Annotated in this window: 12 protein-coding genes; all 12 read left to right on the top strand. The window is 37.3% G+C overall.

Annotated features, from left to right (window positions below; translation table 11 throughout):
* The first annotated feature begins 471 nt into the window (after window positions 1-471).
* The 12 genes from MHB53_RS12335 to MHB53_RS12280 all read left to right on the top strand — a co-directional run bounded on the left by MHB53_RS12335 (window position 472) and on the right by MHB53_RS12280 (window position 17,502).
* Window positions 472-864 carry a YidH family protein gene (locus MHB53_RS12335; RefSeq protein WP_340918671.1) on the top strand — a complete coding sequence of 131 codons (393 nt, stop codon included), beginning with the start codon at window positions 472-474 and terminating at the stop codon, window positions 862-864.
* Between the two features lie 302 nt (window positions 865-1,166).
* A complete protein-coding gene (locus MHB53_RS12330) occupies window positions 1,167-2,135 on the top strand; it encodes an AAA family ATPase (RefSeq protein WP_340918669.1) in 969 nt (322 codons plus the stop codon).
* A gap of 3 nt (window positions 2,136-2,138) precedes the next feature.
* On the top strand, window positions 2,139-3,236 hold the full coding sequence (locus MHB53_RS12325; protein ID WP_340918667.1) for a DUF58 domain-containing protein: 1,098 nt from the start codon (window positions 2,139-2,141) through the stop codon (window positions 3,234-3,236).
* A gap of 11 nt (window positions 3,237-3,247) precedes the next feature.
* Window positions 3,248-4,558, top strand: a complete 1,311-nt coding sequence (locus MHB53_RS12320) for a DUF4129 domain-containing protein (RefSeq protein ID WP_340918665.1) — start codon at window positions 3,248-3,250, stop codon at window positions 4,556-4,558.
* Between the two features lie 24 nt (window positions 4,559-4,582).
* On the top strand, window positions 4,583-5,479 hold the full coding sequence (locus MHB53_RS12315) for an AraC family transcriptional regulator (RefSeq protein WP_340918663.1): 897 nt from the start codon (window positions 4,583-4,585) through the stop codon (window positions 5,477-5,479).
* A gap of 108 nt (window positions 5,480-5,587) precedes the next feature.
* Entirely contained in the window at window positions 5,588-7,093 is a 1,506-nt protein-coding gene (locus tag MHB53_RS12310; protein ID WP_340918661.1) for an alpha-glucosidase/alpha-galactosidase, read from the top strand.
* 516 nt (window positions 7,094-7,609) lie between these two features.
* A complete protein-coding gene (locus tag MHB53_RS12305) occupies window positions 7,610-9,118 on the top strand; it encodes a CehA/McbA family metallohydrolase (RefSeq protein WP_340918659.1) in 1,509 nt (502 codons plus the stop codon).
* Between the two features lie 434 nt (window positions 9,119-9,552).
* Entirely contained in the window at window positions 9,553-9,762 is a 210-nt protein-coding gene (locus MHB53_RS12300; protein ID WP_340918657.1) for a hypothetical protein, read from the top strand.
* Between the two features lie 23 nt (window positions 9,763-9,785).
* The gene (locus MHB53_RS12295) at window positions 9,786-13,670 is read left to right on the top strand and encodes a carbohydrate-binding protein (RefSeq protein WP_340924652.1); all 3,885 of its coding nucleotides are present in this window, start codon (window positions 9,786-9,788) and stop codon (window positions 13,668-13,670) included.
* Window positions 13,671-13,998: 328 nt separating this feature from the next.
* Window positions 13,999-15,552: an extracellular solute-binding protein gene (locus MHB53_RS12290; RefSeq protein ID WP_340918656.1), complete on the top strand. Its 1,554-nt coding sequence runs from the start codon at window positions 13,999-14,001 to the stop codon at window positions 15,550-15,552.
* 62 nt (window positions 15,553-15,614) lie between these two features.
* On the top strand, window positions 15,615-16,583 hold the full coding sequence (locus MHB53_RS12285; protein ID WP_340918654.1) for an ABC transporter permease: 969 nt from the start codon (window positions 15,615-15,617) through the stop codon (window positions 16,581-16,583).
* Window positions 16,584-16,605: 22 nt separating this feature from the next.
* Window positions 16,606-17,502 (top strand): carbohydrate ABC transporter permease, encoded by an 897-nt coding sequence (locus tag MHB53_RS12280; protein WP_340918652.1) that lies wholly within the window; start codon window positions 16,606-16,608, stop codon window positions 17,500-17,502.
* Window positions 17,503-17,562 lie beyond the last annotated feature (60 nt).

The raw sequence follows: 17,562 nt of genomic DNA, 5'->3' as shown, positions 1-17,562 counted from the left end.
CAAATCAATAAGATCTCTAGTAAGTTGATGATATGCATGGCAAGTATATGGGAGGTTTGAATACTTAATACAGTATGTATTAAATACTAGAAGAAGATTAATAAGGTAAGATTAATAGTTAGGCTTTGATAATAAACAATGTTGATAAATGCATAATATCGAATTAAGTGGAAAAAGGGTGTGGGACAAGTTGTCTGAAGTTGATGTTTTCCAGTAATCAATTTTTAACTTCATTCAGCAGAAGTCCCCCACTTCTATAAGTGACGGGATGAATGGGATTTACGTAATTCAGTGGTAGTGCAAACTCCGGTTGAATGAAGTGAAAGCTTTCCCTGCTTAATTCTTTTTAATACAATTTTTAAAAGGGTTGAAGGGGAGTATAGGATATGCTCTTTGTTAATAGCAAAAGGTGTATAATAATAAGACATAATTTTTTATTAATAGTTACTAGTCAAAGGAGGAATTACTAATATGGGAGCTTTAATGGATAAAATAAATGAGCTACCAGATGAAAGCGTAAAATATGCGCAACAGCATTTAGCAAATGAGAGAACATATTTAGCATGGTTACGTACAGCTGTCTCTATTATAGGAGTAGGCTTTTTGACAACTTCTTTACATTTTACTATTAAAATTAGTACAAATCATTTTATAAATAATGTAGCTATATTTCTAGGTATCTTTGCATGTATAGTGGGTACAATAATAGTAGTAATATCTACTACCCAATACACAAGGAAAAGAGAAGAAATACAAAAAGGTATTTTTAATCCTGCTCACAATTCTATTATTTTTACAACAATTCTTTTTTCTATCTTAGTCCTTATTATATTTATATATCTTTCAATCTTATTATTTATGTAATCTTTTATAATATGTTTTCAGCTTCCTTCGATGGCGGCTATTTTTCTAGTGGCAACGAAATAATTGAAGCAAATATCTTTCTTTTTCTTTAACTTGAAAGGAAGTAGAAAAATGCCATGATTATCGGGATCATGGCATTTAATATATAAGACGTATTGTTGTCACCTGCTTTCTATTAAACAATATATGTTTAGAGAGAACTTATGACAAACTATATAAATAGATAACGCCGCCATGATATATTATAGATGACTATCAATTATACTCTGAAGTAATTATTTTACTGAAAAGGAGCTACAACGATGAATTTAACGACGATCAAGGATTTAGCCGACGAGATAAAACAGAATGTTCAACAAGTCATTATTGGAAAAGATGAAAAGATTGATCTATTGCTTGTTGCACTTATTTCATCAGGACATGTGCTGCTTGAAGATGTTCCTGGAACAGGAAAAACATTATTGGCGAAGTCGATCGCACAATCTTTATCCTGCTCTTGCAAGCGCATCCAATTCACTCCTGATTTATTACCATCGGATATAACTGGGATTAATTTTTATAATCAAAAAATCGGCGAATTTGAATTTCGATCTGGGCCAATATTTTCCAATATTGTCCTGGCAGATGAAATCAATCGTGCAACCCCAAGAACGCAATCGAGTTTACTTGAGTGTATGGAGGAACAACAGGCGACGATTGATGGTGAAACCCATTCTTTAGAAGGGCCATTTATGGTCATTGCGACGCAAAATCCATTAGAGAGTCAAGGCACTTTTCCTTTACCAGAGGCACAGATGGATCGTTTCCTGTTAAAACTTGATTTAGGTTATCCTACTAAAGAGGAAGGGATAGCAATTTTAAAGCGGTTTAAAGAGAATAATCCGCTTCATAAGTTGGAATCTGTTGCTGGCAGGTCTGAAATTTTAGCAGCCCGACGTTTATTCTCGCAAGTATATGTGAGTGATGACATGTTAAGCTATATGATGGAAATAATTGAAAAGACGAGGACACATGAACATATAGAATTGGGTGTTAGCCCGCGTGGAAGTCAAGCCTTGTTAAAAGCTGTTCAAGTATATGCAGTATTAAAAGGTAGAGAATATGTGATTCCAGATGATGTTAAAGCAATGATTAAGCCTGTATTGGGGCATCGACTCATTCTAGCTCACACGATGAGACTAAGGGAAAATCAAGTTGAGGTTCTTCTTGATGAAATCCTTGATCAAGTTACCGTTCCAGCGGAAGAATTGATGTTGAAAGGATCGAGGTGATCGATGAATATCGCGTGGTTTATTGTTGTCACCATTGTGTTTATTGGCGTACAAACCTACATATATGGTAAATGGGGCTTATCACGTATACAATATACTCGATCTTTTAATGAGAAGGCCGTTTTTGAAGGAGAAAAAATTGAAATGATTGATGAAATTTCTAATAAAAAGCTTCTTCCAATTCCATGGCTTCGCCTTGAATCAAAAATAAGCGAGCATTTACAATTTCAAAAACGATCTGAATCTGATAATGATATTAATAGCGGTGAATTTCATCGAACACTTTTTAGCCTAATGCCTTATCAGAAAGTAAGGAGAAGACAATATTTAACATGTACAAAAAGAGGCTTTTATCGTTTTCAAACAGTCTCGCTATCAACAGGTGATGTATTTGGGATTGGAGAAATATTTAAAAGTGTTCCATCTACTGCTGAAATTACTGTCTACCCACAGTTGTTGGCAATCGATGAGATTCCCTTGCCTGCACATAGTTGGTTAGGCGATGTCATTGTTCGACGTTGGATTATTGAAGATCCATTTTTGACATCTGGTGTTCGTAATTATGCATTTGGTGATCCATTGAATTCTATCAATTGGAAGGCAACTGCTCGAACAAATCGTATGCAAGTAAACCAAAAGGACTTTTCCGCTGATCATCACTTGATGATTTATATTAATTTTAACCAGAATGAAGATGTATGGAGGCCAATTACCGATGTACAGGTGTTGGAACAAGCACTCTCTTACGCCGCAACAGTCGCACAATATGCAATTGCAAATGGGATCAGTACTGGTTTTGGTTGCAATGCGTATTTTGATGAAATGAATAAAGAGTCGATCCGGATAGAACCGGAAAATGGGAAGCAACAGCTTACATATCTATTTGAAACGATGGCAAAAGTGAAAATGGGGACGAGTACGTTTTTTGACTATTTTTTAAAAGAAGATATTGATAGAAATTTGGAAGGAACCGATATTCTTTTAATGACGGTAATTGTAACGGAGAAGATGCAAGAAATGATTAAGCGTTTAGAGGCAAAGGGAAATTCAGTCGAGGTTCTTATGATGGAACTTGATGTTATACATCAACAGGCGAATTAGGGGGATATAAAATGTCAAGGCAAAGAGACCTACTCATAACGTTTTTCCAAGGTGTGGTTGAATATCTTCTGCTTTTCCCATTCATTCTGATCATAGGTATTTTAGTTGTAGCTTCATCATTATGGGCTTGGCTTTTAAGTTTACTCGTTTTGTTTGTCATTGGCATTTTGTTTAAAACATTAATACCAAATCAGAAATGGTGGATATCCGCTGGTTTTTCGCTTGCAATTGGTGTTTTCTCTAGTCTGATTTTTTATGAACAGTTGTTATTTTGGATTTTACTAGCAATAATCCATCCCGTCTTTATTTATCGAGGTATGATGTATGCAAGCCATTCCTGGGGCAACCTTATATCGACTGGATTCATGTGGTTTGGCGGATTCATTATCTATTTCATTAGTTACTTCCTTTTCCGCTATGTGGAAAAGCTTCATCCATATATGACACCCTTCACAGTATGCGGGGCGATTGTCATTGTGCTAATCCTATTTATTTCTAATAGTGATCATCTGAAGTCTGCAACACTATCAAAACAGAGCAAGCCAATGATTAGTCGGGCAATTAAAAGTCAAAATCGGCTATTTCTTACTATTACAATTGCGCTAATTGCGGTGGTAACAAATGGTCAAATGATTCGCGATGCTTTAATGAACGGAATAAAAGCGTTTATTCGGTGGATTCTTGGATTTGGCACTGGAACTGAGGGCGAGCAGGTGACGGAACAGGCTCCACCGCCAGCATCGATGGATCTTGGTCTGGAACCTGGGGAACCATCAGCATTCGCGAAATTTCTCGAAGTCATTGTGACTTATATATTTTATGTGTTTTTAATTTTTGCTGCTATTGCAATCTTACTTCTAATTGTAAAGAAAACTAGGATGTGGATAAAAAGGGCATTTCGTGCGCTTATTCTTTTTCTCCAACAAATAGGGAACAGGGTAATGGAACGGGAGGAATCAGGTCAATATATTGATGAAAAAGAAAGTGTTTTTGATTGGCAGGAATGGAAAAAGGAGCAGCAAGACAAAGCAAAAGGATTTGTACAAAATATATTTAAGCGTGAACCACGTTGGGAGTCGCTTTCTAATCAACAAAAAGTACGCTTTGTTTATCGGAATTTTTTATTACAACAATTAAAAACAATCACTTATAAATCTACTAAAACTCCGCGGGAAACATTGCAGGAATTAAAGCCAAATGTAGCGATGGATGAGGACAAAATCGAGAAGCTAAGAGATGCTTACGAGCAAACAAGATATGGAGAAAAGGATATTGGCGATGATAAAATAAAAGAGATCTATTCGTTAATGAAGGAAAAATAATAACATGCCATCTAGGGGTGCACAGTGAGTATTTCCAGTTTATTTCAACATGAGTTATTAGAAGACAATTATCATGCCAAAGTGAATGCTTATTATTTTAAACAATGGAAAGCTTATGAAATGGCCTATCATGAACATAAAGATGTGGAAATAATGTATGTGATAGATGGAAAATGTCTTGTCAAGACATTAACGGAGTCTATTTTACTTAAAAAAGGCGATTTTATATTGCTTGATTCACATGTGCCACATCGATTAATTGTTGATTCAGGACAACTTTGCAGAATGTTAAATGTTGAGTTTTCTTTTATTCATAAAGAAAGTCACTTTCCTTCTATTAAAGAGATTGCAAATGAAAATAGTGCATTAACGCAATTTCTAAAGATAAAGAGATCATTTATCGTCTTGAAAGATTCAAATGAGATCTATCACACACTCAAGAATTTAGTGCTTGAGAGTGATAAAAAAGAAAAAGATAAAGGCGTAATGGTTCAGCTACTATTAGCTCAACTCCTGATTCAGATTGCTAGATTAGGTGTAGAGGATCAAGAAGTCCAAAAGGAAAATCAGCTTGTAAATGTTTATGTAAACCAGGCAACTGAGTTTCTTCATTATAATTATGATTGTGATATTAAAGTGAGTGATGTTGGAAAAGCAGTAAATTTGCATCCAGGTTATCTTCACAGGATTTTCAAGAAGTTGATTGGCAGCACGATAATGGAGTACTTAACAACACTTAGAATAGAAAAGGCAAAAATGTTATTAAAAGATACAGAGATACCAATCATTGAAATAGCTCAATATGTTGGTATTAACAGCAGTCAATACTTCAGTCAACTGTTTAAAAAGCATACAAAAAAAACGCCTATTGATTATAGGGGATTATTTAAAAGTGATATCCAAAAATATCGAGAAAGTTAGGATTTTAAACATCAAATCAGCTAAGAAAGTTACGATGATACAATCTTTATGCGGAAAGTATTGTTAATCTAGTATTAAATCAATATATTTCTGAAAGGGGATTGTCAAATGTCATTTAAAATCGCGTTTATTGGTGCGGGAAGTATTGGATTTACGAGAGGCCTTTTACGAGATCTGCTTTCGGTACCCGAGTTTCATAATATTGAAGTAGCTTTTACAGACATTAATGAACAGAATTTGAATATGGTTACACAGCTTTGTCAGAGGGATATTAATGAAAACGGTTTAAATGTAAAAATTCATCCTACAGTTGATCGAAGAGCAGCATTTAAAGATGCAAAATACATCTTTTCCGTTGTTCGCATTGGGGGACTAGAAGCTTTTCAAACGGATGTTGATATCCCTTTGAAATACGGAATTGACCAATGCGTTGGTGATACTTTATGTGCTGGTGGCATTATGTATGGGCAACGCGGTATTCAAGAGATGTTAAATATTTGCAAGGATATCAGAGAGGTAGCTGACCCAGACTGTTTATTGCTCAATTATGCCAATCCAATGGCAATGATTACTTGGGCTTGCAATAAATATGGCGGCGTCAGAACGATTGGCCTATGTCATGGCGTACAAGGCGGTCATCGGCAAATTGGGAAGGCACTTGGTCTAGAAAAGAACGAAGTTGACATTATTTGTGCCGGTATCAATCATCAAACATGGTATATTAGCGTAAAACATAATGGGAAAGATATGACGGGTGAATTATTGGATGCCTTTGAAAACCATCCTGAATTCAGCAAAACGGAAAAGGTTCGCATCGATATGTTGAGAAGATTTGGCTATTATAGCACAGAATCCAATGGGCATTTAAGTGAATATCTACCATGGTATAGAAAAAGACCGGAAGAGATCAATGAGTGGATTGATTTAGGCACTTGGATTAATGGAGAAACAGGCGGTTATCTTAGGGTTTGCACGGAAGGTAGAAACTGGTTCGAAACAGATTTTCCAAATTGGTTGAAGGAAAAAGCAATGGAATACAAACAGGAAAATCGCAGTGAAGAACATGGTTCATATATTGTCGAAGGGCTTGAAACTGGCCGTGTTTATCGAGGTCACTTCAATATTGTGAATAATGGTGTGATTTCAAATCTACCGGATGATGCGATTATTGAAGCGCCTGGATATGTAGATCGAAATGGAATCAATATGCCGCAAGTGGGAGAATTACCTCTCGGCCCGGCAGCTGTGTGTAATGTGAGTATTTCTGTGCAGAGACTTGCAGTAGAAGCAGCAGTTTCTGGAGATGACTTTTTACTGCGTCAAGCGATGATGATGGACCCACTTACAGGAGCTGTCTGTAACCCTAAAGAAATATGGCAAATGACAGATGAACTACTTGTAGCTCAAGAAAAGTGGCTACCGCAATATAGCGAAGCGATCGCAGAAGCGAAACAACGATTGGCTTCAGATGATTTAATCCCTACAAAAGACTATAAAGGTGCGGCCCGTCTTAAAGTGAAGACTGTAGAAGAAATGGCTGAGGATAGAGATGCCGCAAGTAAAAATGCAGGGGAAGCCGACAAGGCGAAAGAGCGGCCTTCAGTAGTGCAATAAGGAAATTGTTTATTTTTAATTTCCAATTGCGTGGTATAACCCCATTAAGAATAAGCACTTAATACCTAATAAATTAAAAACTTATTGGGTATTTTTTTATATCCTAAATACTATAATTAATCTATTTTATACTAATTATAGTATGTACATTGTTCTATCAACCCAATAACATAGTAAATGTAAGTTTCATTTGGCTGAGATTTAGCACCTTGGTCGGCTAGCAACCGTTGGAGATCTCCAGATGTTTAGTGGCCCGATTATTTTAATCAGGAAGCAGCAAAGGTTTGGAATGGAGAAATGTCTGTCGAAGATTGGGTAAAACAAGCTAAACTTAAAATGGAGGAACTGTACAAAAAAGGAAACTTGAAGTGATCTAATAAAAGAGGCTGGGGCATAATGAATGCGCTTACATAAGAGAGAATAGTTTACTAGTATGATCAAACGAGATTGATAGGAGGGGAAAAATGTTGTAGGACAAACCCATTTAAAAAAATCATTAGTGAGGTGAACAGGTAAATGACTAATCGGATCAACTTTAAACAAAAGATAGACAAGGGGAGTAAACTGCCCTTCTTTTCCTATCGTTTCATATTGCCTGATGAAAGCGATTGGATAATCTTCACGTTTGATACCATCCACAATGTTTGGTTGCAGTTCCTTGTGTTCGATACCCATGGAACATTACGGGTACAATATTTACGGGGTAATTCGTTAAATAAAATATTGCTGCATAAGGAACCTGAAAAATCAAGTGCCCTTACAATTCCAGGTGAATTGACCGGAGGTGAGTGGGTGATACAAGCTTTTACAGCTCACGGATCCAACGATGATCGTCACCAAATAGAGTCCAATGTTTCATACGAAATAGTCGTTGAATCAGGTAAGGGTGATGTGATCGATCAGGGGAATTTTCATCCATTAGGAAATACCCACTGGGTTTTACCGCAACAAGGTGAGGGATTTTTTATCAACGGATATGACTGGGACGAAATGAAAGAGCCAGGGGAAAAGTGGTACCGTGGGGACTTTCATACACACACGATTTTTTCCGATGGGAAAATGACACGCAGCGGTAATATCGAAAGTGCACAGAAGCAAAATTTAGACTTCTTCGTAGCGACTGAACACAATATTGTTCATACGTCGTGGACAGACGAAAGATTATTGATCATTCCTGGTGTAGAAGTGACATCCACGAAGGGGCACTGGAATTTACTGGGGGTGCGGCAGTGGCCAGATATAAGGACATCATTGCCTGATGGCGGTTTGCAAACCGAGGCAGGGACTAAGCAGCTCTTCCAAGAAATGAAGAACACCGATGCGCTATGCTCCGTTAACCACCCGTTTTTACCGCCGTGGGCTTGGCAGTACACTGATATCCCCCTCTCTATGATCGACAGTATCGAAATTTGGAATGATCCGACGTTTAAAGACAATCTAATCGCAACTGAACATGCTTTGAACTTTTGGTCGAACACTTGGAATGAAGGGTATCATATAACCGGAATCGGTGGTTCCGATTCTCATCTTCTCCCGCATGAAAGCTATAATGACGATGGTCAGCCGTCTTTGATCGGTGACCCTGCAACGCATGTCCGTGCACAAAACTTGTCTGCCTCCGCTATTTTAAAGGCTGTTAAACAAGGAAAGGTATTTGTGTCGAGAGGGCCATTTATCCATTTGAATGCTTCTATAGGCAATCAAACATTTAACATGGGTGAGGAATTAACGACTGCACTAGAACTAAATGATTATAGTGGGAAGTGTGCAGTGACCCTTGAAAATTGTGATGAAAATATTTCCATTTGTTGGATTGAAAATGGTGAAGTCGTATTGGAAGAACAAGGAGCCACCTCCAGTTATACATTTAATTGGAAAAGTAAAGGGTATCGTTGGCTGCGAGTTGATGTGAGGTCGGCGGATGGTCAATTGTTAGCCTTCACAAATCCAATTTATTACGGCGATCAAACACCGTCTGTATCGACATGGGGGCAGTTACTTCAAAAAATAGATAGTCAAAAATAAATAAAAGGTATGATGATACGTTCCTGATAATTGAACTTTTGCGTGCTTAGATTTGGCAAGACCTTATAGAGTAAAAAAATGCCTATCATCTCCTTTCCTTATGAGATAAACCAAAATGCATAACTTATGAGAACGGCATCCGGTACTAGTCGCAAAATTAAAAAAGGTCTGGGAAGAATGAATCGGGAGAACGGTTGTGTATCCTCGAAGGGTACTGAGTAAATAATCTATTCAGTAGAATAGCATTAGTATATCTTTTCTATTACAAAAGAAAATTAAGCTAAAATGCCTTTATCTATAAGCGGTATCAAGAGGGGGATAGGGGGTGACTATTATTAGTATTAGTAGAACCTCATATTACTTCTATAATATTTACAAAGATAGTTTCATATTGAAAAAGTTCAAAATTATAATAAAAGGAGGTCATGTTCATAATGTGGTTCTTACGTATACTCTTCATAATGGGCGGATTATTAATATTCCCAAGTATTTCATTTGCTTACAGTAACCCATTTGATCTATCAGATTCATGGGAATGGGATAAAGGGGATTTCTACGGGGAAGGTGATCCTCATATTTTAAAGCATAATGGAACCTATTACCTTTATGTAAGTACTGTCGACGATAAAAGCGGCGTAAAGTAAAGGCTTGGACGTCGGAAGATCTAATTAATTGGGATTATGCTGGGCTTGTCACTGAGGAACCAAGCACGAAAGCAGCTTATGCTCCTGAAGTGACGTATTGGAATGGGGCCTTTTATATGTATACATCGCCAGGTGGAAATGGACATTATGTCTATAAAAGTTCAAGTCCTTTAGGCCCTTTTGTAAAACAAACAGATAACTTGGGAATGGGAATTGATGGTCACGTCTTTATTGATGACGATGGACAGTGGTATTTTTATGGTACGGGGGCTAACAACATTAGTGCTTACAAAATGGAAGATCCTTATACATTTGGTCCAGCCATAAACACAGGAGCGGAAATGGACGGATGGACTGAAGCTGCATCGGTATTTAAAAGACATGGACAATATTATATGACCTATGTGGGTAATCATGTTTGGAGCAAAGCATATCGCATTAACTATGCGACAAGTGATTCCCCAACGAAAAACTTTAAAGAGAAGCCATTGCAAAATCCAATTCTTCTTAATACGGAGGGCGAAAATGTCGGATTAGGACATAATGCCATTATAAGAGGCCCAGATTTAGATTCTGAGTTTATTGTGTATCATAGTCATGCTAATCCTGGTCGCTATATTAATATGGATCGGATCGCATGGAATGGGGATAAAATGACGGTGCTAGGCCCGACCACATTTGAACAACAAAATCCAAGTTTACCGGACTTTAGTGATCGTTTTAAACAAAATGATATTGGTACTAAATGGTCAAAGGTTAATGGTGGTACTTGGTCGATTGATGATCATGGCCTAGAGCAAAAGTCAATAAATGACACTACATGGCATCGCCTAGTCACCACTTACGAGACAGAATCAAATTATACAGCTGAATTTAATATGACTTTAATGAATAAGAACGAAAGTGCTAACCCCTATTATGGAGCGGTATTTTCCTATCAAGATGAGGACAACTATGGAATAGCTGTTTTAAGTTCAAATGAAAATCAACTAGAAACAAATTTCGTTGTTGATGGTGTGAAACAAGAATGGGAGAAATCGGCACTTCCTGCTGATTTTGATTATAAACAGTTACATCAAATCAGAGTTGAAAAGGCAGATTCCAAGTTTACTATTTTTGTAGATGGAATGCAAAAGCAAACAAGGGATGTTGATTCTTTAAATGGTGGGAAGATTGGATACACGACAAGCGATGTACATGCCTCTTTTGGTTATATCGCAACAAGCAATAAAGTAAATGGAAGTAATGTATTTGATTTCCACAAACCTTTGCCAGGTAAAATAGAAGCTGTTCATTATAACTCAGGAGGGGATGGTATCGGCTATCACATTTCCGATGGTGAATTGAATCATACGTATCGGAAGGACGAAGTTGATATCCAGCCAAATCCTGAAGGTGGGTATAGTGTCCAGCTAGCGAAAAAAGAATGGCTTCAATATAACGTCAATACAAAAGAGAAAGGTAAATATAGTATTAACTTAAGAGTGGCTACAGGAAAAAATGGAGCAAAAGTGCGATTATGGGCTGATGGCAAGACTGATTTTACTGGTATCGTCGATGTTCCAAATACTGATGGTCAATGGCAAAACTTTATTATAGATAATGTCTCTTTGCCAAAAGGAAAACACAAAATGAAAGTAGAGGTCGTTCAAGGCTCATTATCTTTCGCTAGTTTTGAAGTGAGTAAGTATAAAGATGTACCGCTTCTTTTTGAAGATTTTAATGATGGTTCTGACTCTAAATGGGATCGATATGAAGGAATTTGGAAGGTAGATACAAATCTTGACTCCGAAAGTGTATTTGATGGATATAAACCGATCCCTGGAGACATCGAAGCAGCCTATTACATCACTGGTGGAGAAGGTGTTGCCTATCATGATACTACTCCAAAAAATATCGGGGGTGTGTTACGAGATGATGCTGTTGATATTCGCGATAAGCCAGGGGGCGGGACAGCGGTCGGATGGAATCAAACCGGGGAATGGTTAAAGTATAATGTTGATATTAAAGAGGAAGGAATCTACAATCTGGAAATGGAATACGGCACGACTTTCCAAGATGCAAAAGTACGATTTTGGTTGGATGATGACATCGATTTAACAGGTATAGTTGATGTTCCCACGACGGATGATTGGAATAATTGGCAGAGGCTAATAGTCGAAAGTATACAATTACCAAAAGGAGAACATACGTTAAAGATTGAAATTGTGAAAGGGGAATTTGATATCTCTAAATTTCATTTCAGATCCTTTGATATACACAAAACAATCCCTGGAACAATTGAAGCAGAAGATTATAATCTCGGTGGTGAAGGTACCGCTTATCATGTTCACACTGATTCAAATACCGATGAGGAATTTAGAAAAGATGGAGTAGATATTAAACTTGATCCAGAAGGTGGGTACGCCATCACCAGTTTAGAAAAAGGAGAATGGATAAAATATAATGTAAATATATCCGAATCGAGAAAATATGGACTTGATTTCATTGCCAACAATTCTTATGAAAATACAAAAATAAGAATATCATTAAATGATGGGACAGATTTAACAGGAGTTGTTAATATTCCGGTTACAGATGGAAGTAAGAATTGGGAAAATATTTCCATATCCGATTTAGGCTTACCGCAAGGAAAACATACTCTAAAAATTGAAGTGATCGATGGTGCATTATCTTTTGCAAAAATGATTTTCCATACATTTGATAGTGTTCACCTCTTGCCGGGGAAAGTTATGGCAGTAGATTACATGCTTGGTGGCGAAGGTATCGCATATCATGATAAAACCGCGGGAAATATCGGGCGTAAATATCGTTATGATGGCGTTGATATTCGCAACCATCCTGATGGTACGTTTAACATTGGATGGAATCAACCAGGTGAATGGTATAAATACAATGTTGATATTGCCACCGGTGGTAAATACGTATTGGATATGAGTGTTGCGACTAATATACAAGGTAGTCAAGTGAGATTGTGGTTAGATGATGAAATAGATCTCACGGGAGTGATTGACATTCCGCAAACAGGTGAGTTGGATAATTGGTCTAGCGTGATAAAAGAAAACATTTCATTACCTAGCGGAAAACATACGATCAAAGTAGAAACGGTGAAGGGTGATTTTGATTTTCATCATTTCAGTTTTATTAAACAAGATCAGTATCAAGAAATGGACCAAGAAGGATTCTATCGTTCTGGGGCCGGAACATTTGGAAAGTCAGTGACCGGCGATAGTGCTTGGCATAATTATATCATTGAAGCAGATGTCCAGGTTGTGGATGGAAAAGGGGATGGCGGTATCCTATTCAGGGTAAATAACCCCGCCCATGGAAAAGAACTGAACCACAATAATGGCGACATGTTGCAAGGGTATACGGCATATGTCAATGAGGACGGAGTTCATCTCGGCAAGTTTAACTACGATTGGAGTTACCTGGCCGGAGCAAAATTAGATGATCCAATAGATGAATGGCAACATATTAAAGTGGTTGTGAAAGGAACAAATATAAAGATTTATGTCGGGGACATGGACAAGCCAAAAATTGATTATGATGATCATAGTCCTACCGCGTTTATACATGGTAAGGTTGGTGTCCGAAGTTTTTTCAGTGATACAAAATACGATAATATTTTTGTGATGCCACTTGAGCCAAGTACAAATGATATGTTGTCAATCCTTAAGGAGCGTCAGAAGGATTTATCTGAAAAGGAATATCAATCTCTTAAGATCCATTTAACAGCAGTAGGTCAATTTGAGAAAAAAGGTGCAGCTGGGAAAGTAAGCAAACATATGGAAAGTTTCAAGCAATTACTTGATTATCAGCTAGAAAATGAGCTGATCTCTAAAGAGCTGTACGGGATTCTGACGGTAGCGACGAACTTGCTTATCGAGAAATGGGAAGGCAAATAAAAGGAGTATCGAAGAAATCTGTCCTTCCCGAGGGCATCCTGTGGGTGTTCTTCGGACCGTTGAGGAGGTGATTAAAGACCACGGGAGGAAGCCTACTGATACTAAAGAATGTTTTTTTTCGCCATTCACTATGAAAGCACTATCATGAACGCAAAGGTGGTGGATCAAGGATTTTTTCTTGAAAAGACAACAAAAAGGACGAATCCAGGAGGGAGGGTTTATCTTAAAAAGGTGATTTCTGTGTCTTGATAAAGGAAACAAATTTCTATTGAAAGCCTTTTCGTGAATGAGTTCTATTGTAATGAAATAAATAAAGGGGGAATCGGTTTTGAAGAAAAGTGTTTTATTCCTACTATTGATTGTATCAGCATGTGTAGTCTTTTCAGGTTGTAGTTCAAAAGGAAGTTCAAATCAGGCCGATCCTGCGAAGGAAGACCCGCCAACTGATTTTAATGAGGAAGGTTTACCAATTGTCGATGAGCCTATTACATTAACAATGTTTGCAGCCAGATCTGCCGCAAATGGGCCATATAAAGAAATGTTTATGTTTCAGGAGTATGAAAAAAAGACCAATATCAAGTTTGAATATAGTGATGTACCGAATGAGGGATTTGATGAGAAGAAAAATTTAGTATTCGGTAAAAAGGATCTGCCAGACATATTTTATAAGGCGTATATTTCCAATGACAATTTAATGAAATATGGCAGTAGTGGAGCGTTAGTTCCATTGGAAGGATTAATTAACAAGTATGCACCAAACATTCAATCCATTTTTGATAAGTATCCGGAGGTGGAAAAAGGGGTAACCTCACCGGATGGTCACATTTATGGAATGTCAAGTGTTATTGAACCTTTGGTACAAAGAACTAATAAGTTATGGATGAATAAGAAGATGCTTGAAGATGCCAATATGGATGAACCTGAAACAACGGATGATCTATATAACTTGCTAAAAGCGTTTAAGGATAAGTATCCCGATCGGACACCATTTCTAACGAGTAGTGTACAAGACCTTGTTAATGCGCTTAGCGGGTCATGGGGACTATATCGGCAAATGGGCTATAGTATCAATATTGACAATGACAAGGTTCATATTTGGTTAAAGGATGATAAGTATAAACAATTGTTAATGTATTTGAACAAACTCTATGAAGAAGGTTTAATTGGCCATAAAGTTATGGACCAAGAATATGCTGAATACATTGCCCAGATGCAATCAGGTGAACTTGGCTTGTTTACCAATCAAGCAGCTGACGCTTTTCCGCAGGTTGCTGATCAATATAAAGGGATAGCGCCTGTTAAAGGCCCAGATGGGGATCAAGGATATATTTCTAGTCCCATTGCTCGCGATACAGGAGCATTTGCAATTTCTGCTTCAAATGAACATCCGGAAGCGTCTATTCGCTGGTTAGATTACCTTTACGACGGGGATGAGGGATCCATGTTTTTCGCATATGGCGAGGAAGGAAAGACATTTGAATATGATGAAGACGGTGTACCAGGGTATACAGACGAAATTCGTAATTTGCCCAAAGGCACTGGCTCTGCATTTCCAGGACCAGGAGGTGGTACGCCACAATATTCAACGCTCAAAACTGCAGGAGCGGTAAATACGCCGGTAGATGCTGAAGCCGCTTCAAAGATGGAGCCGTATGTTTTGGAGAGTGTGTATCCAGCACCAATGTTTGAAGAGGATGTGTCGAAAGAGATATATGACATACGAGATGATCTTGACACGTATACCAATGAAAGTAGGGCAAAATTCATCACAGGGGACCTTAGTTTTGATTCCTGGGATCAATATGTATCAACGGTAAATGATATAGGCCTAGACAAACTTGAAGAAATTTATCAGGAAGCATATGATAAACAATTTAAATAAACATTAAGGGACTGGGCAAATCAGTAGATTTGCTCCCCCCTTATTTATATGGAGGCGAGCGAATGAACCTTAAACCTGAACTTGCTCATCGAAAATCAAAAAAGACGGTTCCAGTTCTGAATCCAAAAAAGAAGCTTTGGAAGCAAATTTTGAAGCGATATGAATTATATTTAATGCTTTTATTACCCATGGCTTGGTATGTTATTTTTACGTACGGCCCCATGTATGGACTGCAGATTGCGTTTAAAGAATATTTACCCATAAGTGGATTTTGGGGGAGCGAATGGGTTGGGCTCGAGCACTTTAAGCGGTTTTTTTCTTCCTATTATTTTTGGAGACTAATAAAAAATACAGTTACAATCCAAATGTTTTCCTTGATTATTGGCTTTCCAATCCCAATTCTATTAGCTTTGTTAGTCAATGAAATTAGAATGAACAAATTTAAAAAAACGCTTCAAAATATCACCTACATTCCTCATTTTATTTCAGTAGTAGTGGTTGTAGGGATGTTAAGCCTATTTTTGGATCCAGAGAATGGGATTGTTAATATTGCGCTAAGTCATTTAGGTATTGACCCGGTACCGTTCATGCAAAAACCTGAATGGTTTAAATTTCTTTTTATCAGTTCAAACATATGGACCGATATGGGATGGCAGTCCATTATTTATATTGCTGCATTGAGCGGTGTGGACCCACAATTGTACGAAGCAGCTAGAGTTGATGGTGCCAGCCGTTTGCAAAGGGTTATACATGTTTCAATTCCAGCTATTTTACCTACAATTATCATTCTTTTGATTTTGGATATTGGTCATTTTATGGACATTGGCTTTCAAAAAATATTATTGATGCAAAATGATTTGAATATGTCTTCCAGCGATGTTATTGCAACCTTTACCTATCGAAAGGGTATTTTAGATGGTGACTACAGTTATACAACTGCGATTGGCCTATTTAATGCTGTGATTAATTTTATATTGTTGATATTGATTAATCAGCTAGGAAAGAAAAAAGCTGAGACGAGCTTATGGTAAGAAAGATATAGTGGGGGTGAGTATGATTACAAAGATTAACCAGAAATTCTCCGAAGACAAGGTTTTTAATATTGTCATTTACACCATTGCGATTATGATTATTGTCATTGTTTTGTATCCACTCATTTTTGTTGTAAGTGCATCGTTAAGTGATCCCAATATGATCCTCAATGGAGAGGTGTGGTTATATCCGAAAGGGCTTACATTCGATGCTTATGCACAGGTATTTCAGGACGGACGGATTTGGAACAGCTATAAAAACACAGTTGTATATACAGTATTAGGAACATTTATTAATCTAATATTAACCACTTTACTTGCATATCCGTTGTCAAGAAAGGATTTGCCGGGAAGAAACATCTTTATGTTGATTATTGTTTTTACAATGTTCTTTCAGGGAGGAATCATTCCGACCTACCTAATTGTACAAAACCTGGAGATGATTGACACTATTTGGGCTATGGTAATTCCAAATGCGATAGCAACCTATAATGTGATTGTTATGCGAACATTTTTCCAAAGCAGTATTCCTTGGGAATTGCAAGAAGCGGCTTTAATAGATGGCTGTGGTGATTTTAAACTGTTTCTGAAGATTATTCTACCTTTATCAAAGCCAATTATTGCCGTGATGGTTCTGTTTTACGCTGTAGGTCACTGGAATTCCTATTTTGACGCCTTAATTTATTTAGATCGTGATCATTTATATCCCCTTCAAATTATTTTAAGGGAAATACTCATTCAAAATCAGTCTGCTATGGAAAATGCTGTTATGGACTTTGAGATGGTGAATCAGGTAATGTTGGCTGAAAGTATGAAGTATGCGGTTATTGTAATTGCTAGTTTGCCAGTTATTGTTTTGTATCCATTTGTACAAAAGCACTTTGTTAAAGGGGTTATGATCGGTTCTATAAAAGGATGATTGTAGCTAAAAAGCTAGAGTTCTTTAATCGAAACGAAGGGCAGGGCATTGATTACCAAT

The organism is Bacillus sp. FSL K6-3431 (assembly GCF_038002605.1).
GTDB lineage: Bacteria > Bacillota > Bacilli > Bacillales > Bacillaceae_C > Lederbergia.
This window is presented reverse-complemented; position numbering and strand designations above follow the sequence as displayed.